We start from the raw sequence: 24216 nt of genomic DNA, 5'->3' as shown, positions 1-24216 counted from the left end.
GTAACCTAAAAGGCCAACTCTAATGTTAGATAAAGTAGTCATTGCAAACCGAGGTGAAATTGCACTTCGTATATTGCGCGCCTGCAAAGAGCTTGGGATCAAAACGGTTGCTGTGCATTCAACGGCGGATCGCGATCTTAAGCATGTATTGCTTGCAGATGAAACCATCTGTATTGGTAGACCATCAGCAACTGAAAGTTATTTAGATATCCCGCGCATTATTGCTGCGGCTGAAATAACTGACGCTGTAGCGATTCATCCAGGTTACGGTTTCCTTGCAGAAAACGCTGATTTTGCCGACCAAGTTGAGCAAAGTGGTTTTGTATTTATTGGTCCAAAAGGTGACACTATTCGCCTTATGGGTGATAAAGTTTCTGCTATTTCAGCAATGCGTAAAGCAGGCGTTCCATGTGTACCAGGGTCTGATGGTCCGGTATCAGATGATAAAGAACGTAACATGCAAATCGCCAAACGAATCGGTTACCCGGTAATCATCAAAGCCGCTGGTGGCGGTGGTGGTCGTGGTATGCGTGTTGTTCGTAGCGAATCTGAACTTATTGATTCAATTGCATTAACACAGCAAGAAGCTAAGCAGTTCTTTGGTAATAGCATGGTTTACATGGAGAAATTCCTTGAAAACCCACGCCATATCGAAGTTCAAGTATTAGCAGATGGCCAAGGTAATGCAGTACATTTAGGTGAACGTGATTGTTCTATGCAACGTCGTCACCAAAAAGTAGTTGAAGAAGCACCAGCGCCAGGTATTACTGCAGAAACACGTAAATTTATTGGTGAACGCTGTACACGTGCATGTATCGAAATCGGTTACCGCGGTGCAGGTACGTTTGAGTTTTTATACGAAAACGGCGAGTTTTACTTCATCGAAATGAATACACGTATTCAGGTTGAACACCCTGTAACTGAAATGGTTACTGGTATTGATTTAATCAAAGAGCAGTTAAAAATTGCTGCCGGTCAACCATTATCATTCACGCAAGACGACGTTGTTATTCGTGGTCATGCTATTGAGTGTCGTATTAATGCTGAAGACCCTGAAACGTTTATCCCTTCACCGGGTAAAATTACACGTTTCCATCCTGCTGGTGGCTTAGGTATTCGTTGGGACAGCCATATTTACGCTGACTATACGGTTCCACCACATTACGATTCAATGATTGGTAAGTTAATCACTTACGGTGAAAACCGTGACGTAGCTATTGCCCGCGCGCGCAATGCACTTAACGAGCTAGTAATTGACGGAATTAAAACTAATACTCCTTTGCATAAGAGAATTCTTGCAGATGAAAACTTCCAAAATGGTGGTACTAACATTCACTATCTTGAGAAGAAATTAGGATTGTAATTCTAGCCTGTAAAAAGGCGTTTTATCTTAGTTAATAACCCGAGTTATTAAGCTGATTTAAATAATTAAAAATCCGATATCAGGAGACTGATATCGGATTTTTTAATGCCTGTAATTTAAGTTTTATAGGTAATAAAAAAGTCCATAAAATATACTGCAAAGAGTAAATTCTATGGACTCAATATTTATATAATATGTTGAACTAACATTACACTAATTTAGATTCAATTAACTGTAGTGCTTCTTCTAAAATTGTTTCTACTGCTTTTTTAGCGCGCTCAGGATCGCGTGACTTTATGGTCTCTAAAATATCAGCGTGCTTAGCAACATCTGCGCCCGGTACACCTTTAATGTGGTTTGTATAACGAATACTTACTCTAAGGGCTGTACTAATAAACTCAGTTAACTGCACAAAAAAGCGATTGTTACTGGCCACTAATATGCTGGTATGAAAAGCAATGTCGGCTTCTAATGGGTCGTCTAAGCCTTCGTCTGCTTCAGCCATACGGGCTAAGGCACTATCTATATCAGCGAGTTGTTCAGCAGTTGCATTTAGCGCAGCAAGAGCGGCCGCTTGTGGTTCAAGGGCAACGCGTACTTGAGTAAACTCTTTTAATAATGACAGTGACGGCTTACTGCTTAAAATCCAACGTAGTACGTCGGTATCAAACATGTTCCAGCTACTTTCAGGTAATACACGAATACCTTGCTTAGGACGCGATGAAATTAACCCTTTAGCAGAGAGCATTTTTACCGCTTCGCGGGTAGCGCTGCGACTTACATCATACTTTATACATAAATCGGCTTCAGAAGGCAGGCCTTCGCTTACAGGGTAAACACCACGCACAATAGCAAAACCCAAATCGTGGGTTAATTGTTGTGTTAAATTTTGACGGGGTTGGCTTTTCATTGCGCAGGATTCCGAGTTGATATATTGCTTTATTATATATCATATATCATATTAATGTACTTAAGGATATGATATAAACTTTTAATTAGTTAAATATTTTAGCACAGCAATAACAACTTAGTTTGGCTCTTTATACTGTAAATGTAAGTTTATAAAGGGTTTAATTAAAATTGAAAATGCGCTGTATGGAGAGTTGAATTTGAACACCCTAGCTCAATATCATAGTCTTTCTGGTAAAGTAATTTTTATTACAGGCGGTGCATCAGGCATTGGTAGAGCAATGGTTAAATCCTTTGTAAACCAAAATGCAAAAGTAGCATTTATCGATATTGATGATAAGGCAGCGCAATCGCTTATTCGTGATTTACCCAATGCAAAACTATGGTATAGGCAAGTTGATGTAACTGACTCTCATGCACTTCAGCAATCACTTGTGGATGCATGCGCCGCTTTTGGTGCCATTAATGTACTAGTTAATAATGTAGCGAACGATCGCCGTCAAGCAAGCGAAGACGTTACAGTGCAAGACTGGGATCAGTGCTTACAAATAAACTTAAACCCTGCATTTTTTGCCTCTCAAGTTGCTATGTCTTTTATGAAGGGCGATGGAGCGGGCAGTATCATTAACTTTAGTTCTATTAACGCTATTATGGGGCAACCTCAAATGGCAGGCTATGTAACCGCAAAAGCAGGCCTAATAGGTATGACTAAGGCACTGGCTCGCGATTACGGCGAGTTTGGTATTCGCGTTAACGCTATTTTACCAGGGTGGGTGGCTACCGACCGTCAACTAGCAAGCTGGTTTACCGAAGAAGAGCAAGTTAAGTGGATGGAAGCCATGGCGCTTAAAAAATTAGTAACTCCTGAAGATGTTGCTAATTTGGCACTCTTTTTAGCCGCCGATGAAAGCAGTATGATCACCGGGCAAAGTATTAAAATTGACGGTGGGAGGCTTTAAAGCTTGGCTACTTCATCTCTTTTTATTGCTGTTGACTGGGGCACGAGCCATTTACGCGCTTATTTGTGCGAAGTACGAGCGCAATCAACACTTAAACTATTAGCACAACGTGATGGCCCAGGTGTTGTTAAGGCAAATCAAAATTTTGAGCAAACCCTAATCGACACCATTGCAGTGTGGAAGCAAGAATATGGCAGCTTACCTATATATATTGCTGGGCAAATTACCTCAAGCATCGGCTGGCACGAAACGCCTTATTTAGAATGCCCGATTAATCCCGAAGGGTTACTTAATGCTGCGGTTAGCTTTGATTGCGATGGACATATTATTAAAGCGTTACCTGGCACAAAGTGTACGCTGCAAAATGGCTTGTTTGATGTAATGCGCGGCGAAGAGCTGCAAATTTTAGGGTTTTTAAAGCAAAACCCAGAGTATCAACAAGGTAAAATATTACTCTGTTTGCCTGGCACACATACCAAATGGGTGCTTATAAACAACGGCGAAATCATTTGCTTTAAAACAGCCATGACCGGTGAGTTATATGATTTGTTATGTCATCAAAGTGTTTTAATTCCTAACGACTGTGCAGAAGGTGAATTTGACTTTAAAGCATTTGAGCAAGGCTGTGAGCTAACTTTAGGTAGTGATAGCGGTAACTTGGCACATGGTATTTTTAGTGTGCGTACCCGCCAGCTTTCAAAGGAGTTAACGCCAGTACAAGCCAAAGCCTATTTGTCGGGTGTATTAATTGGCAGCGATGTACGAGCAGCTCGCCACGCTAGTGAATGGCAATTATTAAGTGATACACAAGTTGTGGTGATTGGCACAAAGCAGCTGAATAAGTGTTTTACTACGGCGCTTAACCAAATAGGTGTGAAGTGTGTTGAGTTTGATATTAAAACAGCGACGCTTAGTGGCTTTAATTATTTATTTAATTTAGAGTCAAAAAAATAAACCCCTTTATAACGGTTAAATTATAAAGGGGTTAACAGGAAGCTATTATAACTTGATAGTTAAGCGCTTTTAGCTGCTTGGTTATGCTCAATATAATCATGAAGCGCAGCAACTTGCGCCTCATTAAAACGTAGTCCTAATTTACTGCGGCGCCATAAAATATTGTATGCGTTTTCTGCCCACTCTTCATTTAGCAAGTAATCTACTTCTGCTGCAAATAAACCATGGCCAAAATCTTGGCCTAAATCACTCAGCCCAGTTGCACTACCTAAAATATGTTTAGCACGAGTACCATAAGTGCGTACAAAGCGTTTAAGTGTTATTTCAGGTAGCCATTCGTATTTTGCTTTTAGCTCTGATTTAAGTGCTTCTACAGAGCTAAAATCACCACCAGGGAGCGGACTATGTTTGGTCCACGCATTGCTCATTTGCGGATAAAAATCTTCAAGCTTATTAACCGCAGCTTCGGCAAGTTTGCGATAAGTTGTAATTTTTCCGCCAAACACACTCAGTAGAGGTGTTTGTTTAGCATCACTCGAAAGCTCTAATTTATAATCGCGAGTAACGGCTTGTGCATTAACTGATTCGTCATCAAGTAATGGGCGTACACCAGAAAAGGTATGTACTATGTCTTCGCGTTTAATCGGTTGTTTAAAGTAGGTATTAGTAATATCAATTAAGTAATCAATTTCTTCATCACTAATTTTAACGTCTTGTGCTTCACCTTTGTGTTCTACATCGGTTGTGCCAATAAGTGAGAAGTCATCTTCAAACGGAATAACAAACACAATACGCTGATCTTTATTTTGTAAAATATAAGCTTGTTTTTCATCGTGAATACGAGGCACTACAATGTGGCTACCTTTTACAAGGCGAATATTTTGTGGTGATTTTTCTGTTAGTGCTTCGTCAAATAATTTAGCAACCCAAGGACCCGCAGCATTAACAATCCCTTTGGCAGAAATGGTGTATTTAGCTTTACTCTTTTGCTGCTCAAGCGTTACCTGCCATTTACCTTGCTCACGTTTAGCATTTACACACTTAGTTTGCGTGGTAATAACAGCACCTTTTTGTTGCGCTGCTAGGGCGTTTAAAACGACTAGGCGAGAGTCATCAACCCAGCCATCTGAGTATTCAAAACCTTTAGTAATAGAGGGTTCTAAAACGCTATTTTCACCAAATTTAATGCTTCGAGAACCCGCTAGTGTTTCGCGTTTTGCTAGGTTGTCATACATAAACAAGCCAATACGAATCATCCACGCAGGGCGCAGGTGTTTTTGATGCGGCAATCTAAAGGTTAGCGGCCACATAATATGAGGTGCGTTTTTAAGTAGCACTTCACGCTCTGCTAGCGCTTCTTTTACTAATCTAAATTCGTAGTGCTCAAGGTAGCGCAGACCGCCGTGGATCAGCTTAGAACTGTTTGAAGATGTTGCACAGGCAAGGTCTGATTGTTCGCACAATAGAACTTTTAACCCTCTGCCAGCTGCATCAGCTGCTATTCCAGTGCCGTTTACACCGCCACCGATGACTAGTAAGTCATATTCGTTATCTGCTAATTCCACCGAGCTAACCTTTTTATTTGTAATATAAATAAGACATAAGCATCATAAAGCTGCTGTTTTCATTTGACAATAGAAAACCCAGTTTTTTATTCGTTAATTTTGACGCCAATCCATTTTCAATTTTAAGCAGTAAAGCATGCCTTTTAAATCTAGCATTTAGCTAAGTTAAAAAAGCAAAGTGGCTAAAGTATTAGCCTTAGCCTCTTAGTATTTACTGCGGGCAGTTTTTATTCGTTAAGCAGACTTGAGCTACGCAGTGCTGCCATTTTGCGTATAGATCGTTACGCTCGTCGGCACTCATGGTGGGCTCAAAGCGACGGTCGCATGTCCACATTTTAGATAACTGTTCAGTCGACTCGTACACACCTGCTTGCAAGCCCGCTAAATAAGCGACCCCTAAAGAAGTGGTTTCGGTCACTGTTGGTCGCTCAACTGTTGCACCTAAAATATTAGATAAGAAAGTCATAACCCAATTATTTTTTACCATACCGCCATCTACACGAAGCACACTTGGGCGAAGGCCATCACGCTCCATCGCTTTTTGTAAATCTTTGGTCTGGTAGCCAACTGATTGCAAAGCAGCCGCAACAATAGTGCTAATACCAGAGTCGCGTGTTAGCCCTAAAATAGCGCCACGTGCATTAGGGTCCCAATAAGGAGCGCCTAAACCAGTAAACGAAGGCACTAAAAATACACCATGATCGAGCGGTACATCTTTAACCATCGATTCACTTTCGCCAGCATGGCTAAGTAGTTTTAAGCCTTCAACAATCCACTGCATAGTTGCGCCAGCCATAAATATACTGCCTTCAATGGCGTAAGTTGGCTTGCCGTTTAATCTATAAGCAACAGTGGTCAGTAAGCGGTTTTCTGAGGTCAGTGCTTTTTCGCCAGTGTTAAGCATTAAAAAACAGCCAGTACCGTAAGTACTTTTAGCCATGCCTTGTTCAAAACATGCGTGTCCTACAAGCGCAGCTTGTTGATCGCCTGCAATACCACAAACACGAATTGGCGCGCCAAAAATGTCAGCGCTGGTTGAACCAAACTCGTCAGCTGAATCCATTACTTCTGGCAGCATAGATTCTGGAATATCGAATAACTCTAAAAGCTCTTGATCCCACTGCTGGGTATGAATATTAAATAACATGGTGCGCGATGCATTGGTTGCATCGGTGCGGTGCTCTTGACCGCCAGTTAGCTGCCAAAGTAGGTAAGTGTCAACCGTACCGAAGGCGAGTTCGCCTGCAAGGGCTTGTTCGCGTGCGCCTTCAACGTTATCTAAAATCCAACGAACTTTAGTGGCCGAAAAATAAGGGTCGAGCAGTAAGCCTGTTTTATCGCTTATTGTTTGGCAAAGCTCATCAGTTGTTAGGCTTTCGCAATAGTCACTGGTGCGACGGTCTTGCCATACAATAGCGTTATAAATTGTTTTGCCTGTTTTTTTGTTCCACACCAAAGTGGTTTCGCGCTGATTGGTGATACCAATGGCAATAATTTCTTCAGGCTTTACATCGTTTTTAGTTAACACTTCGCGACTAGTGCTAAGCACTGTTTGCCAAATATCGTTAGGGTCGTGTTCTACCCAACCATTTTGTGGAAAATGCTGCGAAAATTCTTGTTGTGCTGTACCAAAAACGTCTGCATCTTTTGTAAACAAGATGGCCCGAGAGCTTGTGGTTCCTTGATCAATTGAGAGTATGTATTTGGACATGATATTTGTGTTATTTATCTTATCTTATATATGACTAGATTGCCTTTAACCGAAGTTAATGGCAATGGTTTTTTCTTAAAATAGCAGATTAAAAAATAAACACGCTAATATTTGCTAGTAACTCTTTTATATAAAAGGCGTTTTATTTTTGCATTATTTTAAGGGCGTACGCGGCTATTGATTAAAACAACCGCTTAAAGCTTATTATTACTTGGTGTGAGGTTTAGCTTGTTGCCAATCCATACCGGTAGAAAAGCGATTATCAAACCCGCGCCACTGTGGCAGCGGCTTACCATCAACAACAGCTTGGTCGCCGTTTTGTGGTAAATCTAAGTATTTACACTCGCTGGCTATGCCTTTTACGTGGCAATCCATCATGGCAAGTACAAAGTGTTTGTTGGTCTCGTTTAGTGTGCGCATAGACCACGAAGGCTCGTAGTAATGGCCTATATCTAGCTCACTGCTGCTTTGTGCAATAGCAGGGGCTGGGTGTGGTGCAATATTATGGCGTGCATTTTTGTAAGTAAGCATGTACTTATCTTTGCTGCCTGTTTGGTTATAAAGACTTTTAATGCCTTCATAGCCTGAAATGTCATCTAAGTTACCGGCTACATAAAGCGAAGGTACTTTAATATTTTCCATTGCTTTGGCGTCAAATATAGCGTGCTGTCCGCCCCATGGTGCAAAGGCCACCATCGCTTTTATACGAGGGTCTACTTTTGGGTTTTGGTATTGCCCACCAGCGCAGCTGTTTAGTAATTGCTGTACTTGTTTAATTTGAGCTGGGTCTTTCATACCCGTAAACATAGCCGTAGTTTGCTCATTAAAAGCGAAACAACCACCTATTGTATTTACCGCGCCATAGCCACCCATTGAGTAACCAATTACACCTGCGCTTTTGTTATCTACTTGCTTGCTTGCAAAGTTGTTTTGCTCATTAAAGTAATTAATAACAAACTGCTGATCGCGTGAGCGATTTATAAGCGTGCTAAAAAAGCCAGAGAACGGTGCGTTTTCAAAATCAACATCGGCATTGGTTGAGTCAGTATGATCAATAGCTACCACAATGTAACCGTGCGACGCTAAATGCTCGCCAAGGTAGTACATAATTGTACGGTAACCGGTATAACCGTGCGAAAGCACAATGACAGGGTAGTGCTCTTTATTATTAATGGCGACATCACGCATTGCATCGGCTTGCAAAGTAAACTCTTTACCTGAGCGAGTTTCATCTTTGTAGCTGGTAAGTGGCGCTTTTGCTGTATTTGCAGCCGGATACCACACTTCTACTTTTAAAGGACGATCTTTTTGGCCTTGTGTAGCGGGGTCAAATTGCGCAGGGTTAACTAAATCAAGTGTTTGCACACCTACATTGTAGCTACCTTTAGCTGCAAGCTCTGGGAGTACTTCGCTAGTGATTGGCGGGTATAGCTGCTCTGGTTTATTAGATTGAGCAACAGCTACACTGGCAGATAAACTGCACGTAGCAAGTAATATGGCTTTTGAAAGCGCCTTGAGTGTGTGTGTCATTGTGTGTCCTTGTTGTGTATTTTTATTTTTTAATTTGTCAGTTCAGCCGACTCGACGGCATTGCTATATTGCAACTGCCATTGTGCTCGTAAGGTATCCATTATGTTCATAACTCGTAAGCTAGTGCTGAGGGGCAACACGCTGCTTTGGGTTTGTTTTTGTAATATACACTGTGTGACATGTGCAATTTCAAACTTAAAGTTTTCATCGTCACTAAAGTTGTATTCAAAGCATTGCGGGTCTTGGTCGTTTATGTGTAGCTCTAGTGTTTTTGCACCTACAAACTGAGGTATTCGAATATAGCCAAGCTCACCATTAATACATGCTTCTGTGGGGCCACTTTGTTGTAGTGCGCTGGCAAGAGATGCAAATTGCCCGTTACCGTAATCAACTATAGCAGTGCTTCGCTCATCAACGCCGGTTGTGCTTTTATGTACAAAGGATTTGATGTGTTCAGGGGCTTTATTAAATACCACATCAGCAATCGAAATAGGATAAATACCTAAATCGAGCAGGGCGCCACCCGCTGTTACAGGGTTCATTAATCGGTGGCTGTCGGCAAAGCTGCCGGGTAAACTAAAGTTGGCATTAACACTGTGCACATTACCAATAACACCTTCATTTAGGAGCTGTTGTAATTTTACTATGGCTGGTAAAAACCGCATCCAAACGCCTTCCATTAAAAAGCAGTTTTGTTGTTTTGCAAGCTCAGTGAGACTTTGCAACTGCTTAGCATTAACGGTAATTGGTTTTTCGCTTAGCACGTGCTTATTGTGTTTTAAGCATTGGGCTATTGTTTTAAAGTGTTGATCGTGCGTATTGGCAATATAAATAGCATCAATGTTTGGGCATTGCATAAGAGCTTGATAGCTCTCATAGCCTTGAATATTGTACGGTGTGGCAAATTCTTTAGCGCGCTGCATACTCGTTGATGCAGCGCCAATAAGCTGTGCATCACTGCAATGCGCAATGCTTGTAGCAAAGGTGTGAGCTATATTGCCACACCCAATAATTCCCCAATTAACCTTTGCCATGCTTATTCCTTAAGTTTATTTAAAAAGACGTAATTTGTAATCCTGAACCCGCTGAACATACATAAATATCAGCATTTAAATTAAAGCGTTCAAAGTAATGCATTTCTACCGCTGCTTTAATTAGTGGTACTTCCGCATCGCGACACAAACATACAATAGCGCCACCAAAACCACCCCCAGTCATACGTACTGCGCCGCGATCGCCCATCGCTTCTTTACAAATTTCTACTAAGCCATCGGTTGCAGGTACGGTTACTTCAAAGTCGTGTTTAAGTGATTGGTGCGATGCTGCCATTAGCGTGCGAAGTGCATCCATATCGTTATTTTGTAGTGCAGTAGTTGCTGCAATTACACGGTCGTTTTCGCTAATTACGTGGTGTGCACGTTTATATTCGTTTTCGCTTAATGTCGCTTTTACTGCTTGCAGGCCAGCCATGGTGGCTTGGCGAAGTGTTTCTACACCCATTTTTACAGCAGCTTGTTCGCAGTCAATACGGCGCTGGTTATATTCGCTATCAACCAACTTACGCGGGTAGTTTGAATTAACAATAACAATATTTAAATCATCAGGAACTTTAACTGATTTAGTTGCTAAGTTTTCACAGTCGATTAATAGTGCATGACCGTTCTCGCCTTTAGCTGAAATAAGCTGATCCATAATGCCGCATTGGCAATGCATAAAGTCGTTTTCGGCTTCTTGACCAAATAGCGCAATTTGCTCTGGCGGTAAACCAAGCTGTGCAATATGGTTAAACATACCGCCTACAGCAACTTCTAGTGCGGCCGATGACGACAAGCCACTACCTTGCGGTAAGTTGCTGTCAATTAGTAGGTCGGCGCCACGCAGTGTGTAGCCCGCTCTTTTAAGAACATAAGTAACAGCACGAATGTAGTTACCCCATTGCGACTGGCCTTCAGTGATTTCTTCATCAACACTAAAGCTGTCTTTTTCGCCAGGGTAATTTAAAGAATGTACAGTGATAATATTGTCGTCGCGCTCTTTAAACATTACTTGGGTGCGAAACTCTAACGAACACGGTAAAACAAAACCGTCGTTGTAGTCGGTAAATTCGCCAATAAGGTTTACACGCCCCGGTGCTGCAGCAATACCTTGAGCAGGCGCGCCATACAGTGACAAAAATTGTTGTTGGAATTCGTTAAGCTTCATCTGTGTGTCCTGCTGTATCTTTATAGTGTGTTGTACTGGCTGCTTTTAAAATAGAAGCAGCGGTTTCTGCGCTTAAATCGCGTTGGCTTTCGCCTAGCATTTCGTAGCCTACCATGTGTTTTTTAACAGTAGCAGAGCGAAGTAGCGGCGGATAAAAATGAGCATGTAAGCGCCAATGTTGCTCATCTGAGCCACGATTAGCCGGTGCATTGTGCCATCCCATTGAGTATGGGAAGCTGCAATTAAATACGTTGTCGTACTTAGTGGTTAATACTTTAAGTGCCTGAGCCAAAGAGTCTGTTTGCGCATCGTTTAGCTGGCTAAAGTTTTGAATGTTATCTTTAGTTACTAGCATTGTTTCAAACGGCCATGCTGCCCAAAATGGCACCACTACAAGCCAATGTTCGTTTTCAAATACAACACGTGTTTGATCTGCTTGCTCTTTTTGCGCGTAATCGGCAAGCATAGCTGTGCCATGCTTTTTATAATAGGCGAGCTGCTGGGTATCTTCGGCTTCTATTTCGGTTGATAAATGCGAGTGAGCCCAAACTTGGCCGTGAGGATGAGGTTGCGAACAACCCATGATCTCGCCTTTATTTTCAAAAACTTGTACGCATTCGTACTGCTGTGCAAGCTCTGTGTAATTTTCTTTCCAGGTTTTTACTACTTCGTGCAATGCATCGTGCTCAAGCTCTGGAAGTGTTTTATTATGCTCTGGAGAAAAACAAATTACGCGGCATTCGCCACTGGCTTCGTCGGCAATAAATAAATCGCTGTCTGATTCTAAGCTTTGTAATTGCTCGCTGGCATTAGGCGTTAATGCACCAAAGTCATTTCTAAATACGTGTGTGTATTTATAATCAGGGTTACTGTCGCCATTTGCACGGGTATTACTTGGGCAAAGTGGGCAGCTTTCATCGTGTTTTGGTAATACGTTTTCGTTAACGGCTTCTGTTGCGCCTAACCATGGACGGTTATTACGATGTGGTGACACTAATACCCAACGACCCGTTAGCGGATTTTTACGTCTGTGAGTACTTTCTAATAAAGCCATATTAACTCTCCAACCCACTTGGGTAATTAGTTTGCCAGCGCCATGTGTCGTTTGTTATGTCGCTAAGTGTTAGTTCTGCGTGCCAGTTAAGTGTGTTTTGCGCTTTTGTGGCATCGGCGTAGTTACAGGCAATATCACCTGCTCGGCGCGGTGCAATCTTATACGGAATATCTTTATTGGCTGATGCGCTAAATGCGTTGATCATATCAAGCACAGAATAACCTTGCCCTGTGCCTAAGTTGTAAGCATGAAATGCGGTATCTGTTTTATGCTGCATAAATGCCGCAACATGACCTTTAGCTAAATCTAAAACATGAATATAGTCGCGCACGCCTGTGCCATCTTCGGTGTCGTAGTCGTCACCAAAAATATTAACCACGTCACGTTTACTTACTGCAGTTTGAGCAATAAAGGGCATTAAGTTATTAGGAATACCATTAGGGCTTTCACCTAATAAACCACTTGGGTGTGCACCTACTGGGTTAAAGTAACGAAGCGCAATACCCATAAATTGACTGTTGGCATTACATACGTCTTGCATGGCTTGTTCAACCATGACTTTAGTCCAACCATAAGGATTAGTTGCGCGTATAGGATGCTTTTCGTCAATAGGGAGGTAGTCTGGCTCACCGTATACTGTAGCCGATGAGCTAAATATAATATGGTTAACGCCTTCATCTTGCATGTTTTGTAGCATGCTTAATGTGCCCGACACGTTATTTTGATAATAACGCAGCGGTTGCTCGGTAGATTCGCCAACGGCTTTTAAAGCTGCAAAGTGAAAGACAGCTTCGGCTTTAGTATGTTTTAGAGCGAGCTTAAACTGTTGCTCGTCTTGTATGTCGCCCAAAATAAACTCAAACCGAGTACCCGTAATCTTTTCGAGTTGGTCAAGTACCCGCGCACTTGCATTAGACAAGTTATCATAAATAACAGGTGTAATACCTGCTTCATGCAATGCAATACATGTGTGGCTACCTATGTAACCCATGCCGCCAGTAACTAAAACTTTCATGTTATTTCTCGAAAAGTGTATTTATATGATAAATACTACTATTAAGGTGGTTTAAAAACAATAGTTATGATTGCTGAGTAATTCAAATAAAAGCATAAAAAATATTCAGCTTAAACACTCATCTGCCTTTTAAAGGAATGCTTTTATATTAACTAACATAGGCTTAGCTTTATCAATTAATTCTATAAACTGATTCAACTATTGGCCTAATTATCAGCAGTAAGTCGGGGTGCTAATATAGCGAAAATAAAGTAAGGAGAGATCAACATGAACAAAACAATTTTACTTACCGGTGCTACCGATGGCATTGGGCTAGAAACTGCAAAGATGTTATTAGCACAAGGTCACACCGTATTATTACATGGCCGCAGCCAAGCAAAGCTCAGCGCGCTACAAGTAGCTTTAACCGAGCAATACCCAAAGGCAAGTACACATACTTATATTGCTGATTTAAGCGATATGAGCCAAGTTCAAACTTTGGCAAAAAATGTATTAGCCGATTTGGCCGAAAATAATAACCAGCTTGACGTACTAATTAATAATGCAGGCGTTTATCAATTAGTTGATGCTACAACAATTGATGGCCTTGATGCTCGCTTTGTTGTAAACACGATTGCGCCATATCTTCTTACAAAACTATTATTACCTGTCCTTGGTCATGATTCGCGAGTTGTTAATGTCTCATCAGCTGCGCAATCAAGCGTTAACTTAAATGCACTTATAGGTAACACTGAACTTTCTGATAGTGCGGCTTATGCACAAAGTAAATTGGCTATTACTATGTGGTCGCGTCATTTAGGGCTTGAGCTTAAAGATACTGGACCATTAGTTGTATCGGTAAACCCTAAATCTTTACTGGGAAGCAAAATGGTAAAAGACGCTTACGGTATAGATGGTGGGGATTTAAAAATTGGCGCAGATATTTTTTGTCGCGCAGCGCTTAGTGATGAATTTAAAGATGCCGCAGGCCTGTATTTTGATAACGATACAGGACGCTTTGCGCCTCCTCATGTTGATGCACTTGATAATGCTAAAAATCAACAATTAGTAGATACGTTAGACAGTATTTTAGCACAGCTTAAATTAGGTAAAGCATAATGAAAAATCATGTTACCTGGACAGTACAAGGCCAAATTAAAGAAGGTAAATACGATGAGTTTTTACTGGTAATGGCACAATTAGTTACTTTGGCTAAAAGTGAAGCGGGCACTTTAGTGTATGAGTGGACAGTAAGTGAAGACAAGCGCAATGTACATATTTACGAGCGTTACCAAGATGAAGATGCTGCTAAAGCGCATCTTGCTGGTTGGGGCGAAAGTGGCCCACTATTTTTAAGCGTAGTTGATATGGATAAAGTAACGGTATTTAGTCAATTATCAGAAGAGTTTGCACAAGCCTTTGCAGGCCCAAGCAGTGTATTTATGAAACCTGTGGGTGGCTTTGTAAAGTTTTAGAGAAAATACCCATTGTTGATCTAAAGAGCTCACCTCATCAGTGAGCTCTTTTTTTAGTTGCATTACTGCTCTTGCTGCAAGCGTTCGTATAGCCAATCTTTTAGTTCTGTACGTTCGTGTTTTAATAGATGCATTTGTTCATCGCTTATGGGCGCATCTTTGAGCTCTAACACTCTAATCTCTTTATCTAGCTTGTCGTACTTATCTGCTTTTTTTGCAAATTCAGTATCGCTTTCATTTAACTCGGCAATGGTCTTTAAGTACTCTGGAAAGTCATTTGTTAATGAGTGGTCTTCGCCTAACATATTCGCTCCTTAGTAGGATATAAATGAGCTCACAAGTAAGTGAGTTGTATAAGTGAATTACTGCCTTTCATATAATACACTGGGGCTTACATAGATATAATTCAACCATCGAGCCACTAATTTGATGTAGCACAAACAACCGTTTTTACTTTTTAGCCGTTACTGTTTTTCCCAATAAGGGACTTCACCAAAGTAGGCAATAAAATGATCGATAAACGCACGCACCTTAGGAGCTAATAATCTATTGCTTGGATATACAGCCCAAATATCGGCATTAGCTACCAGCGGAAAGTCTTTTAACACTTCTACTAGGCTGCCATCTTCTAAATATTTATAGCTACACCAATTTGAACTAATAGTAATACCTAACCCTTGTACGCACGCATCACGAACGGCTTCACCGTTATCAAAACGAAGTGCGCCTTTGGTTTTAATATTAAGAGTGTCTTTACCTGATTTAAAACCCCAGCTCTCTATACTGGCTAAGTTAATAGTTTGATGATTAACTAAATCTTGTGGTGTTTTAGGCAAGCCGTTTTTAGCTATATACTCAGGCGATGCGCATACAATACGGTTATCTGATGCCAGTTTGCGAGCAATTAGGTTTGAATCTTTAAGTGCCGCATCGCGAATTGCAATATCAAAACCGCCTTCTACTAAATCAACAATAGTATCGCTAAAGCGGCAATCTATAGTCAGCCCTGGGTATTTTTGCATAAAACTTTTTAAGGCAGGGACTATATGCATGCGTCCAAAAGAAGCAGGCGCAGTGATACGTAATGTACCTTGCGGCACTAAGCTTCCTGCACCTACCGAGGCGCGTGCGGTTTCTAATGTTGCTAGCACCTCTTGTGCATGAGGTAAAAATGCCTCGCCTTCTTCGGTCAGCGACACCTTGCGCGTAGTACGATGAATAAGTCGTACTCCTAAGTTCTCCTCAAGCTTACTAATATATGCACTCGCTACTGCTGGTGATAAATCAAGCTCTCTTCCTGCAAGGCTTATATTATATGTATTAGCAATGCGTACAAACAAAGCAAGGTGGTCATTATTCATACTTGATTCTCAATATTATGTTGAAACAGATTGTGTATTTAGCCTTATTATCATTTATTAAAGGCAAAGCTACAATGAAACCTCATTACACATTAACTATAAACAGCTAATAGAGGCAACACTCATGAAAGCAATGACAATTAATAATTTTGGTGGCACTGAAGAGTTTGTAGCAGCAGAGGTTGCAAAACCACAAGTAACCGCAGGTAACGTATTGGTTCGCATTGCTGCAACTAGCGTAAATACAATTGATATGATGATTCGTCAAATGGGTGCCGATTTACCATTTGCTCCAAAGTTACCAGGCATTTTAGGTATGGACTTTGCGGGCACTATTGAAGCTGTGGGAGACGGTGTAACAGAGTTTACTGTAGGTGATGAAATTTACGGTTGTGCTGGTGGCCTAGGCGATTTACCAGGTGCACTTGCTGAGTTTATGCTTGCTGATAAGCGCTTAATTGCTCACAAGCCTAAAAATCTAACCATGAAAGAAGCAGCCGCTATTCCACTTGTAGGTATTACTGCACTTGAAGGCTTAACGCGTGCAAATGTAAAAGCAGGTCAAAAAGTGTTAGTGCACGGTGGCGCAGGTGGTGTAGGCCATTTAGCAGTACAACTAGCTAAACACTTTGGCGCTGATGTTTACTCAACTGGCGGTAACGCAGAGCAACTAGCACTAATAGAAAGCTTTGGCGCTACAGGCATTAACTTTAAAGACGAAACCGTAGATCAATACGTTGAAAAACATACCAGCAATGTGGGCTTTGATATGGTATTTGACACAGTAGGAGGCGGTAACCTTACTAACTCGTTTGCAGCAGCAAAGCTAAATGCCCAGGTATCTACAACGCTCTCTTTATTAGAAGTAGACTTAAGCCCAGTACACTTTAAAGGGTTATCGTTAAACGTAATCTTTATGCTTATTCCAATGATTCACGACTTTAACCGTCAAGACCACGGCGACAAACTAGCAAAGCTTGCACAAATTGTAGAAGCAGGCGGTATGCGCCCAGTACTTGATGAGCAAGACTTTAGTTTAGAAGACGCAGCTAAAGCGCATGATCGCTTAGCAAGTGGCCAAGCCATGGGTAAAGTTGTTATTTCTGTACAATAAATTATTAAGGCCGGCATCCTCGCCGGCCTCTTTCTTTTTTATGCCTGCCTGATTAACGTTTGTACACCCTTTTTTATAACCAAATATAAACAATAGTGCTTTTATTAATCGTATATAATTACGTTTTGAAATGAGTTGTTAATATTTTAGGGTCAGAGCAAGCGTTTATATGAAAATATTCACTAATAAATTTGCCAGTAAAGCTAAGCAGTTTTATATCGGTATTGTGCTAGTAGGCTGTGTACTGTCTGCGATGGTTTATTATCAGGCAGAAACCATTAAGCGCACCTCATCGACCTTAATGGAACAACAAATTCCGGCGCTGCGCGATATTCGTTTAATCGAAACCTACCTAGTAAAGCAAGAGCGCTTATTATATGAGTATTACGCAACTAGTAAGCGTGAACTTTATTTAATCGACTTTTTAGAAAACCATGTACGTATACTTGCGCTAATAAAAAACCTAGATAAAAACCACAGCGCATTAGCGCTAGAAAGCAGCTTAAGTGATGAGTTTAAAAGTGGTTTAGACTTAGCACTTAAATTACACGAAAACTTATCAAGCAGCAGCACTAGTTGGGATTTAGCCCGAGAACAACTAGAGCAACTAACCGAACTGCAAGCCCAAGTGATGGGGCACTTAACAAATGCAGAAACGGTTATTTCGAATGCGGTTGATAGCGGCTACAAAGACACCGAAAGCAACCTGCACACCACAGTCAATATTGTGTTTTTGTTTACGTTTGCCATAGTGCTGGTAAGTATTTATACAGGGCGTTACGCATCTAAATTTATAAAACTTAGTACCCGTAACGAACGTTTAGCGCTATTTCCAACGCGCAACCCTAACCCAATTGTTAGTTTAAGTGCCAACCTTGATCTTAACTACTGTAACCCTGCCGCTATTGCTATGCATAAAGCGTATGTAAGCGATAAACACAGTACGCCCATTGCATTACTAAGCCCTAATATAAAGCAGCAACTAATAGACACTAAGCAGTCGGCTAGTCATGTTGAGCGCTTTTATACACAGCTAGATAACCATTATCTCACTTACCAAATACATTGGCTGCAAGAAATAGATGCCTTTGATATACACATACGCGATGTAACAGAGCAATTTGAGGCAGAGCGCTCATTAGAGTACTTAGCCTTTCATCACCCGTATTCAAAGTTGCCAAACCAAGCCAGTTTAGAAACATACACCAATGAGCTAATTTCGCTTGAGCAGCCTTTTAGTCTAATGCTGATTGATGTTAGCCATTTTAAGCTATTGCTTGAGCAATATGGTTTATCGGGCGCTAACGAGTGTATAAATGCCTTTGCTATGCACTTATCGCGCAGCGCTAATAAATTTTCTCAGCAGTTAAAAAGTAAAAACAAACTGACCTTTTATCACATTGCCGATGCAAACTTTGTGGTTATTTATACCGAACAAGATTGCTCAACAACCCTAGATGACTTACTCAAAGGCGTACAAAGCCGTTTAAGCCAAGCTATTAGCACACCGTACGGTGAAATGCGTATGAGCTTTAACTGCGGTGTAACTCGCTACCCAACCAGTAATAACTATAAAACGCTTCTACTGCATGCCAATATTGCCTTAGAAGAGGCGGTAAAACGTAATATTCCCTATGCTTATTTTGATACCGAAAGCGGAGTTAAGCACGCTCAGCAGCTGCATATTGCTCGGCGCCTTGATACCGCCATTGAAAAGCAGCAGTTTGAGCTTTATTTTCAGCCTAAAATGCACCTTAAATCGCAAACCATAGACAGCTGCGAATGTTTAATTAGGTGGTTTGATGATGGGAAGTTTATATCTCCTGCGCAGTTTATTCCTATTGCAGAGCATAGTGGTTTCATATTACCGCTAGGGGAGTGGATACTCGATACTGCGTTTGAGCAAGCTAAAAAATGGCATCAGCAAAACTTAAACATACGCCTGGCTATTAATATATCGGCAAGGCAATTTACACAGCAAGACTTTGTGCAAAGCATAAAACAGCGGTTGGCGCATTTTAACGTGCCCGCACATTTAATTGAGCTAGAAATTACCGAAACCGCCATTATGGACGATGAAGAGTTTGGTATTTCAGTACTGCAGGCGCTGAGTGCACTGGGTATTAGCTTATCAATTGACGATTTTGGTACGGGATATTCATCGCTTGGCTATTTACAGCGTTTTCCGGTTAATAAATTAAAAATTGACCAGTCATTTATACGCAACATGGTAACCGATACCCGCGACCAAGCATTGGTGTTAAGTATTTGCCAATTAGCTAAAAACTTAGGGCTCGAAATTATTGCCGAAGGTGTAGAAGAAGTTGAGCAACTAAAGCAGTTAAGCGACTATGAGTGCGATCAAATACAAGGTTACTTACTAAGTAAGCCAGTACCTGCTAATGACTTTGAAGTATTTTTAGCGAAAGGAGTTAGCTTTTAACGCTTTTTGCTAATTTATGTTGGTTAATTAATAGTGGTAGAATGCAGCGCTTAGTACCACTTGTGTAAAGTAGTGGCCAATAATTTATAAGGTCTGTTGTGTAATGCTGTTGATGATCGACAACTACGATTCGTTTACTTACAACTTAGTGCAATATTTTCAGCGTTTAGATCAAGACGTTTTAGTAAAGCGTAATGACGAGCTAAGCATTGCCCAAATAAAACAGTTAAACCCGCAGCACATCGTGTTATCGCCAGGGCCATGCACCCCTAACGAAGCGGGTATTTCACTAAATGTTGTTGAGCAACTAAAAGGGCAATATCCTATTTTAGGGATTTGCTTAGGGCATCAAACTATTGCACAAGCTTTAGGTGGAGATGTAATACGTGCTAAAAAAGTAATGCACGGTAAAACATCACCCATAGTTCATACTAATAAAGGGGTGTTTAAAGGCTTAGCTAATCCGTTAACGGTATGTCGTTATCATTCTTTAGTGGTTAAAGCGCAAACTCTGCCTAAAGAGCTTGAAGTAACCGCATGGACTCAAACTGAGCAAGGCGAGTTTGACGAAATTATGGGGTTGTTACACAATGAACTTGCTATCGAAGGTGTGCAGTTTCATCCCGAAGCTATTTTAACTGCTCAAGGCTTAGAACTGCTTGATAACTTTTTAACTCGCTTCTAATGTTATAATACACATAGCATTTTATACTTTATTAATGGATGTCATGACTGAACTTGTAGCCCAGCAGCGTACTGCCAAAATACTAAGCCAACGAGCTCATGACTTATTGCTTGGGCATAGCTTTGCGCATCAGCAAATTGGTTTCATTCATACATTAGATATAGATTACGGCGAACCCATGAAGCAGCGTACCTTGCTTCAGGTTGAAGTGGCCGCACAGAATAAACGCCAGCAAAGCAGTACTGCACATCATAAGTACCGCGCTCAAGCGAGTGAACAGCTGCACAAAACTATTGAAACAGCTATATATAAGCAGCTCGAAGATATAGATGGCGTAATTCATAGCACCATAGGTATTGAAGATGGTATTGCCAATATACTCGATATATTAGCGGTAAAGTCAGCGTCGGTAGGGCGTTTAGAGCCATTGGTTAATGATATAAGCTGGTTGGGTAGGGAGTTAGTAACGCTCGTTAATTTACCTTACTATCGTAATCAACGTAGTAAAAACACGTCTGTAAAAGTAGATAAGCCATCGCTCGCCCTTCGTTATATTGGCCTTGATAACTTACAGCTAGTTATTCCTACATTTGCTGCCCGCCATTGGATGCCACATAGTACCGAACCATTTTCGTTATTAAAACGTCGTTTACGTGACAGTGCCATGGCAAACGCCATTGCTGCGCAAAAAATTGCACAAATTAATAATGTAAATGACGTTCATGCATTTACCCTTGGTATGCTTTTAGATGTAGGGCGAATTGCATTAGTGCGCTTGTACTTAAAAACGTTTGAGCAAATATGGCAACGTAAAGTACAGCTAGCCCGAAATGAAAACCAAAAAGATTTACACACCGCATTATTAGAGCTACAGCCCGACCCGTTATTTTTAACCACCCTACTTAGCAATAAATCGATAGAAGTAAGCGCTAAGGTAATAGACAAAATGGCTTTTAAATATTTACCGTTTAAAGGGGTAATGCAGCAGCTAGTAAATGGGGTAGATAAGGGCGATACATTACTGCCATTAACAGAAGTAATGCTAAAAGCACGGTGCTATTCTCAATATCTTAATTTAAAAGAACATCAACTTATTGAACCTGATGAAGCTCTAAGCTGGTTTTCGCACTTTAAGTTCACTAAAACGGAACTAAAAACCCTCCAATCGAGTAATTTTACCAATTTAGCTATTCAAATTGACTAAAAATCTGAATTTTTTGTTAATTTTTTTGCGACTAACCATTCATTCTCATCTTATTGTTATATTACATATTTGCCGATTAAAGCGTGTGCGCCTCTGTACTCATGCGGTTAGTTGCCTAAAAATAAGCATAAATAGCTATGCAAATAGTTATTCACTATCTATGAAATAATATCTTTAGCCCTTTATTTTCAAGGGATACATGAAAGTTTTTAACGAGACAGATATAAGTAATTCTGAAATAATGTGCGTCTGAAAATTGAACCACAAAGCAATTTTGCGCAATTATCAGGTTACTGATCTTGCCTATAAAGTTGGTTACAAATATTAACCAAACACCTATTTTGATGTTTTGTGTTGCTCACAATTAAGAGGAAATAAAATGACAGTCAATCGCGAATTATTTGATCACGTAATGGTTCCTAACTACGCACCTTCAAGCGTAATTCCTGTTCGAGGCGAAGGCTCTCGCGTATGGGATCAACAAGGTCGAGAGTTTATCGACTTTGCTGGTGGTATTGCAGTTAACTGTCTTGGCCATTGCCACCCTGCATTAGTAGGCGCATTAAAAGAGCAAGGCGAAAAAATCTGGCATCTATCTAACGTAATGACCAATGAGCCGGCACTTCGCCTAGCTAAAAAAATGGTTGATGCGACATTTGCTGAAAAAGTTTACTTTGCCAACTCTGGCGCAGAAGCAAACGAAGCCGCGCTTAAATTAGCGCGTCGTTTTGCACTTGATAAGTTTGGCGCAGAAAAATCACAAATCATCGCGTTCAACAAAGGTTTCCACGGTCGTACATTCTTTACCGTAACTGTTGGCGGTCAAGCTGCATATTCAGATGGTTTTGGCCCTAAGCCTGGCGACATTGTACATTGCGATTACAATGACCTTGCTGCTTTTGAAGCACTTATCAGCGATAAAACATGTGCCGTAATGATGGAACCTCTTCAAGGTGAAGGCGGTATTGTTTCACCAACTGATGAGTTTGCTCAAGGCGTTCGCGATTTATGTACTAAACATAACGCACTGCTTATTTTTGATGAAGTTCAAACAGGTGTTGGCCGTACTGGCGATTTATACGCATACCAAGGCTTAAACGTAGTACCTGATATTTTAACTTCAGCTAAAGCACTTGGCGGCGGTTTTCCTATTGGCGCTATGATCACAACAACTGAAATTGCACAGCACCTTAAAGTAGGCACACATGGTTCTACTTATGGTGGTAACCCGCTTGCGTGTGCTGTTGCAGAAGCTGCATTTGATACAGTAAATACTCCAGAAGTACTTGCTGGCGTAAAAGAAAAAGCCGCATTATTTAATGAATTACTTAGCGCGGTTAACGAAAAATACAACGTATTTAGCGAAATCCGTGGCCAAGGTTTATTAATTGGTGCAGTAGTGAACGAGCAATACAAAGGTCGTGCAAAAGAGTTTTTAGTGGCAGGTACTGAGCAAGGCCTTATGTCACTAGTTGCTGGTGCAGACGTAGTACGTTTCACTCCATCTTTAGTAATTCCTGAAGCGGACATTCGCGAAGGTATGGCACGCTTTGAAAAAGCAGTAGCAAGCGTAGTAAACGCATAAGCGACTTAAGCCAACCAATTAAGGGCAAGCACCGCTTGCCCTGCAATTCCTATTTACCGTTATTTATAAGGGAGCAAGCGGACTCATGATGATCCTTCGCCCAATCCAGCAAAATGATTACTCAGCATTACTGAAAATTGCCCACGAATCTGGGCATGGTTTTACGTCTTTGCCATTAAACGAAGAACTATTGCAAAAGAAAATAGACCATTCTGTAAGTTCATTTGCTAAGCAAACGTCACAACCCGGTGACGAAGGCTACCTGTTTGTTCTTGAAGATAGCGAAACCGGTGATGTTGTAGGTACGTCTGCAATTGAAGCTGCGGTAGGGCTTGATGATGCATTTTATCATTATCACTTAAGTAAAGTGATTCACTCTTCGCGCACATTAGACGTATACAAAGCGGTTGATATTTTAACGCTATGTAACGACTACACAGGCGCTACAGAGCTTTGCACATTGTTTTTAAAAGATGGCTATCGTAAAAATTGTAACGGTAAGCTACTTTCCAAAGCGCGCTTTATGTTTATAAAGCAGCATCAAGAGCGTTTTGCACAAACAGTGATTGCAGAAATGCGCGGTGTGTCTGACGAAAACGGCAGTAGCCCTTTTTGGCAGTGGCTTGAAGAGCACTTTTTCTCAATGGATTTTCCAACAGCCGACTACCTAACAGGTATTGGCCAAAAGGTTTTCATTGCTGAACTAATGCCTAAATACCCAATTTATGTAAATTTGCTAAGTAAAGATGCGCAAGCCGTAATAGGTAAAGTACACGACAACACACGCCCAGCAATCGAGTTATTAAAAAGCGAAGGCTTTACGTTTAATGGCTACGTAGACATTTTTGACGGCGGCCCAACGGTTGAAGCAAAAGTAGATAACATTGCGACGATTCGTAATGCAAATAACTTTAACGTTGAAATTGGCGAAATGACTGGCGACACCATGGTGTTACTAGCTAACGAAAAGCTTGAAGATTTTAGAGCAACCGTTGCACCAATGACATTTGACGAGCGCGCAAAAAGCCTTATTTTATCGCAAGAAGTAGCAGATGCATTGCATTTGCAAACTGGCGATATTGTTAGTGCAACCACGATTTAATTTAGG

The 24216-nt window shown here is 41.0% G+C and carries 21 protein-coding genes; 11 read left to right on the top strand and 10 right to left on the bottom strand.

Features of this window, described 5'->3' with window-relative positions:
- Nucleotides 1-22: 22 nt before the first annotated feature.
- The gene (gene accC / locus QT16_RS12685; RefSeq protein WP_002958843.1) at nucleotides 23-1363 is read left to right on the top strand and encodes an acetyl-CoA carboxylase biotin carboxylase subunit; all 1341 of its coding nucleotides are present in this window, start codon (nucleotides 23-25) and stop codon (nucleotides 1361-1363) included.
- 208 nt (nucleotides 1364-1571) lie between these two features.
- On the opposite strand, the gene QT16_RS12680 is transcribed toward accC, so the two are convergent.
- The gene (locus QT16_RS12680; protein ID WP_024596672.1) at nucleotides 1572-2273 is read right to left on the bottom strand and encodes a FadR/GntR family transcriptional regulator; all 702 of its coding nucleotides are present in this window, start codon (nucleotides 2271-2273) and stop codon (nucleotides 1572-1574) included.
- A 199-nt stretch (nucleotides 2274-2472) separates the two neighbouring features.
- On the opposite strand from QT16_RS12680, the gene QT16_RS12675 reads away from it, so the two are divergent.
- A complete protein-coding gene (locus tag QT16_RS12675) occupies nucleotides 2473-3231 on the top strand; it encodes an SDR family NAD(P)-dependent oxidoreductase (RefSeq protein WP_002958845.1) in 759 nt (252 codons plus the stop codon).
- 3 nt (nucleotides 3232-3234) lie between these two features.
- Entirely contained in the window at nucleotides 3235-4185 is a 951-nt protein-coding gene (locus QT16_RS12670; RefSeq protein WP_024596671.1) for a 2-dehydro-3-deoxygalactonokinase, read from the top strand.
- Nucleotides 4186-4244: 59 nt separating this feature from the next.
- Here the strand turns inward: QT16_RS12670 and glpD are convergent, their stop codons facing one another.
- The 7 genes from glpD to galE form a co-directional block, all read right to left on the bottom strand.
- On the bottom strand, nucleotides 4245-5750 hold the full coding sequence (gene glpD, locus QT16_RS12665) for a glycerol-3-phosphate dehydrogenase (RefSeq protein ID WP_039488594.1): 1506 nt from the start codon (nucleotides 5748-5750) through the stop codon (nucleotides 4245-4247).
- A gap of 211 nt (nucleotides 5751-5961) precedes the next feature.
- The gene (gene glpK, locus QT16_RS12660) at nucleotides 5962-7461 is read right to left on the bottom strand and encodes a glycerol kinase GlpK (RefSeq protein ID WP_033020697.1); all 1500 of its coding nucleotides are present in this window, start codon (nucleotides 7459-7461) and stop codon (nucleotides 5962-5964) included.
- 207 nt (nucleotides 7462-7668) lie between these two features.
- Nucleotides 7669-8991 (bottom strand): alpha/beta hydrolase family protein, encoded by a 1323-nt coding sequence (locus tag QT16_RS12655; RefSeq protein WP_039488593.1) that lies wholly within the window; start codon nucleotides 8989-8991, stop codon nucleotides 7669-7671.
- 29 nt (nucleotides 8992-9020) lie between these two features.
- Nucleotides 9021-10025: a Gfo/Idh/MocA family protein gene (locus QT16_RS12650; RefSeq protein WP_039488592.1), complete on the bottom strand. Its 1005-nt coding sequence runs from the start codon at nucleotides 10023-10025 to the stop codon at nucleotides 9021-9023.
- Between the two features lie 19 nt (nucleotides 10026-10044).
- Nucleotides 10045-11193: a galactokinase gene (galK, locus tag QT16_RS12645; RefSeq protein ID WP_039488591.1), complete on the bottom strand. Its 1149-nt coding sequence runs from the start codon at nucleotides 11191-11193 to the stop codon at nucleotides 10045-10047.
- Entirely contained in the window at nucleotides 11183-12247 is a 1065-nt protein-coding gene (locus QT16_RS12640) for a UDP-glucose--hexose-1-phosphate uridylyltransferase (protein WP_039488590.1), read from the bottom strand. The genes galK and QT16_RS12640 overlap by 11 nt, the downstream gene beginning before the upstream one ends.
- Before the next feature lies 1 nt (nucleotide 12248).
- Nucleotides 12249-13262: a UDP-glucose 4-epimerase GalE gene (gene galE, locus QT16_RS12635; protein ID WP_039488589.1), complete on the bottom strand. Its 1014-nt coding sequence runs from the start codon at nucleotides 13260-13262 to the stop codon at nucleotides 12249-12251.
- A 267-nt stretch (nucleotides 13263-13529) separates the two neighbouring features.
- Between galE and QT16_RS12630 the strand changes: the two genes are divergently transcribed.
- Together QT16_RS12630 and QT16_RS12625 are read left to right on the top strand one after the other, a co-directional pair.
- The gene (locus tag QT16_RS12630; protein WP_039488588.1) at nucleotides 13530-14360 is read left to right on the top strand and encodes an SDR family NAD(P)-dependent oxidoreductase; all 831 of its coding nucleotides are present in this window, start codon (nucleotides 13530-13532) and stop codon (nucleotides 14358-14360) included.
- Nucleotides 14360-14716, top strand: coding sequence for a putative quinol monooxygenase (locus QT16_RS12625; protein WP_039488587.1), 357 nt, complete (start codon nucleotides 14360-14362; stop codon nucleotides 14714-14716). The genes QT16_RS12630 and QT16_RS12625 overlap by 1 nt, the downstream gene beginning before the upstream one ends.
- Before the next feature lie 62 nt (nucleotides 14717-14778).
- On the opposite strand, the gene QT16_RS12620 is transcribed toward QT16_RS12625, so the two are convergent.
- Nucleotides 14779-15021: an HP1242/YdcH family protein gene (locus tag QT16_RS12620; RefSeq protein ID WP_002958856.1), complete on the bottom strand. Its 243-nt coding sequence runs from the start codon at nucleotides 15019-15021 to the stop codon at nucleotides 14779-14781.
- 159 nt (nucleotides 15022-15180) lie between these two features.
- Entirely contained in the window at nucleotides 15181-16077 is an 897-nt protein-coding gene (locus tag QT16_RS12615; protein WP_007580072.1) for a LysR family transcriptional regulator, read from the bottom strand.
- A gap of 124 nt (nucleotides 16078-16201) precedes the next feature.
- Between QT16_RS12615 and QT16_RS12610 the strand changes: the two genes are divergently transcribed.
- From QT16_RS12610 to astA, 6 genes are all read left to right on the top strand, one after another.
- The gene (locus tag QT16_RS12610; RefSeq protein ID WP_039488586.1) at nucleotides 16202-17191 is read left to right on the top strand and encodes a zinc-dependent alcohol dehydrogenase family protein; all 990 of its coding nucleotides are present in this window, start codon (nucleotides 16202-16204) and stop codon (nucleotides 17189-17191) included.
- A gap of 169 nt (nucleotides 17192-17360) precedes the next feature.
- A complete protein-coding gene (locus QT16_RS12605) occupies nucleotides 17361-19634 on the top strand; it encodes a putative bifunctional diguanylate cyclase/phosphodiesterase (RefSeq protein WP_039488585.1) in 2274 nt (757 codons plus the stop codon).
- Between the two features lie 103 nt (nucleotides 19635-19737).
- Nucleotides 19738-20319 (top strand): anthranilate synthase component II, encoded by a 582-nt coding sequence (locus tag QT16_RS12600; RefSeq protein ID WP_024596662.1) that lies wholly within the window; start codon nucleotides 19738-19740, stop codon nucleotides 20317-20319.
- A 43-nt stretch (nucleotides 20320-20362) separates the two neighbouring features.
- Entirely contained in the window at nucleotides 20363-21523 is a 1161-nt protein-coding gene (locus QT16_RS12595; RefSeq protein WP_002958858.1) for an HDOD domain-containing protein, read from the top strand.
- 379 nt (nucleotides 21524-21902) lie between these two features.
- The gene (locus QT16_RS12590) at nucleotides 21903-23108 is read left to right on the top strand and encodes an aspartate aminotransferase family protein (RefSeq protein ID WP_002958859.1); all 1206 of its coding nucleotides are present in this window, start codon (nucleotides 21903-21905) and stop codon (nucleotides 23106-23108) included.
- 85 nt (nucleotides 23109-23193) lie between these two features.
- Nucleotides 23194-24210 carry an arginine N-succinyltransferase gene (astA, locus tag QT16_RS12585; protein ID WP_002958860.1) on the top strand — a complete coding sequence of 339 codons (1017 nt, stop codon included), beginning with the start codon at nucleotides 23194-23196 and terminating at the stop codon, nucleotides 24208-24210.
- Nucleotides 24211-24216 lie beyond the last annotated feature (6 nt).

The organism is Pseudoalteromonas distincta, assembly GCF_000814675.1.
Taxonomy (GTDB): domain Bacteria; phylum Pseudomonadota; class Gammaproteobacteria; order Enterobacterales; family Alteromonadaceae; genus Pseudoalteromonas; species Pseudoalteromonas distincta.
Note: the sequence above shows the minus strand (reverse complement) of the source record. Positions and strands in the feature narration are given on the sequence as shown.

Bases quoted from the DNA above. Each gene is read 5' to 3' on its own strand.
- QT16_RS12600 (WP_024596662.1), top strand. From the start codon at position 19,738: ATGCTGTTGATGATCGACAACTACGATTCGTTTACTTACAACTTAGTG.
- QT16_RS12640 (WP_039488590.1), bottom strand. From the start codon at position 12,247: ATGGCTTTATTAGAAAGTACTCACAGACGTAAAAATCCGCTAACGGGT.
- glpK (WP_033020697.1), bottom strand. From the start codon at position 7,461: ATGTCCAAATACATACTCTCAATTGATCAAGGAACCACAAGCTCTCGG.
- QT16_RS12630 (WP_039488588.1), top strand. From the start codon at position 13,530: ATGAACAAAACAATTTTACTTACCGGTGCTACCGATGGCATTGGGCTA.
- QT16_RS12615 (WP_007580072.1), bottom strand. From the start codon at position 16,077: ATGAATAATGACCACCTTGCTTTGTTTGTACGCATTGCTAATACATAT.
- QT16_RS12655 (WP_039488593.1), bottom strand. From the start codon at position 8,991: ATGACACACACACTCAAGGCGCTTTCAAAAGCCATATTACTTGCTACG.
- QT16_RS12595 (WP_002958858.1), top strand. From the start codon at position 20,363: ATGACTGAACTTGTAGCCCAGCAGCGTACTGCCAAAATACTAAGCCAA.
- astA (WP_002958860.1), top strand. From the start codon at position 23,194: ATGATGATCCTTCGCCCAATCCAGCAAAATGATTACTCAGCATTACTG.
- QT16_RS12590 (WP_002958859.1), top strand. From the start codon at position 21,903: ATGACAGTCAATCGCGAATTATTTGATCACGTAATGGTTCCTAACTAC.
- QT16_RS12680 (WP_024596672.1), bottom strand. From the start codon at position 2,273: ATGAAAAGCCAACCCCGTCAAAATTTAACACAACAATTAACCCACGAT.
- QT16_RS12610 (WP_039488586.1), top strand. From the start codon at position 16,202: ATGAAAGCAATGACAATTAATAATTTTGGTGGCACTGAAGAGTTTGTA.
- QT16_RS12650 (WP_039488592.1), bottom strand. From the start codon at position 10,025: ATGGCAAAGGTTAATTGGGGAATTATTGGGTGTGGCAATATAGCTCAC.
- QT16_RS12625 (WP_039488587.1), top strand. From the start codon at position 14,360: ATGAAAAATCATGTTACCTGGACAGTACAAGGCCAAATTAAAGAAGGT.
- accC (WP_002958843.1), top strand. From the start codon at position 23: ATGTTAGATAAAGTAGTCATTGCAAACCGAGGTGAAATTGCACTTCGT.
- QT16_RS12620 (WP_002958856.1), bottom strand. From the start codon at position 15,021: ATGTTAGGCGAAGACCACTCATTAACAAATGACTTTCCAGAGTACTTA.
- QT16_RS12605 (WP_039488585.1), top strand. From the start codon at position 17,361: ATGAAAATATTCACTAATAAATTTGCCAGTAAAGCTAAGCAGTTTTAT.
- galE (WP_039488589.1), bottom strand. From the start codon at position 13,262: ATGAAAGTTTTAGTTACTGGCGGCATGGGTTACATAGGTAGCCACACA.
- galK (WP_039488591.1), bottom strand. From the start codon at position 11,193: ATGAAGCTTAACGAATTCCAACAACAATTTTTGTCACTGTATGGCGCG.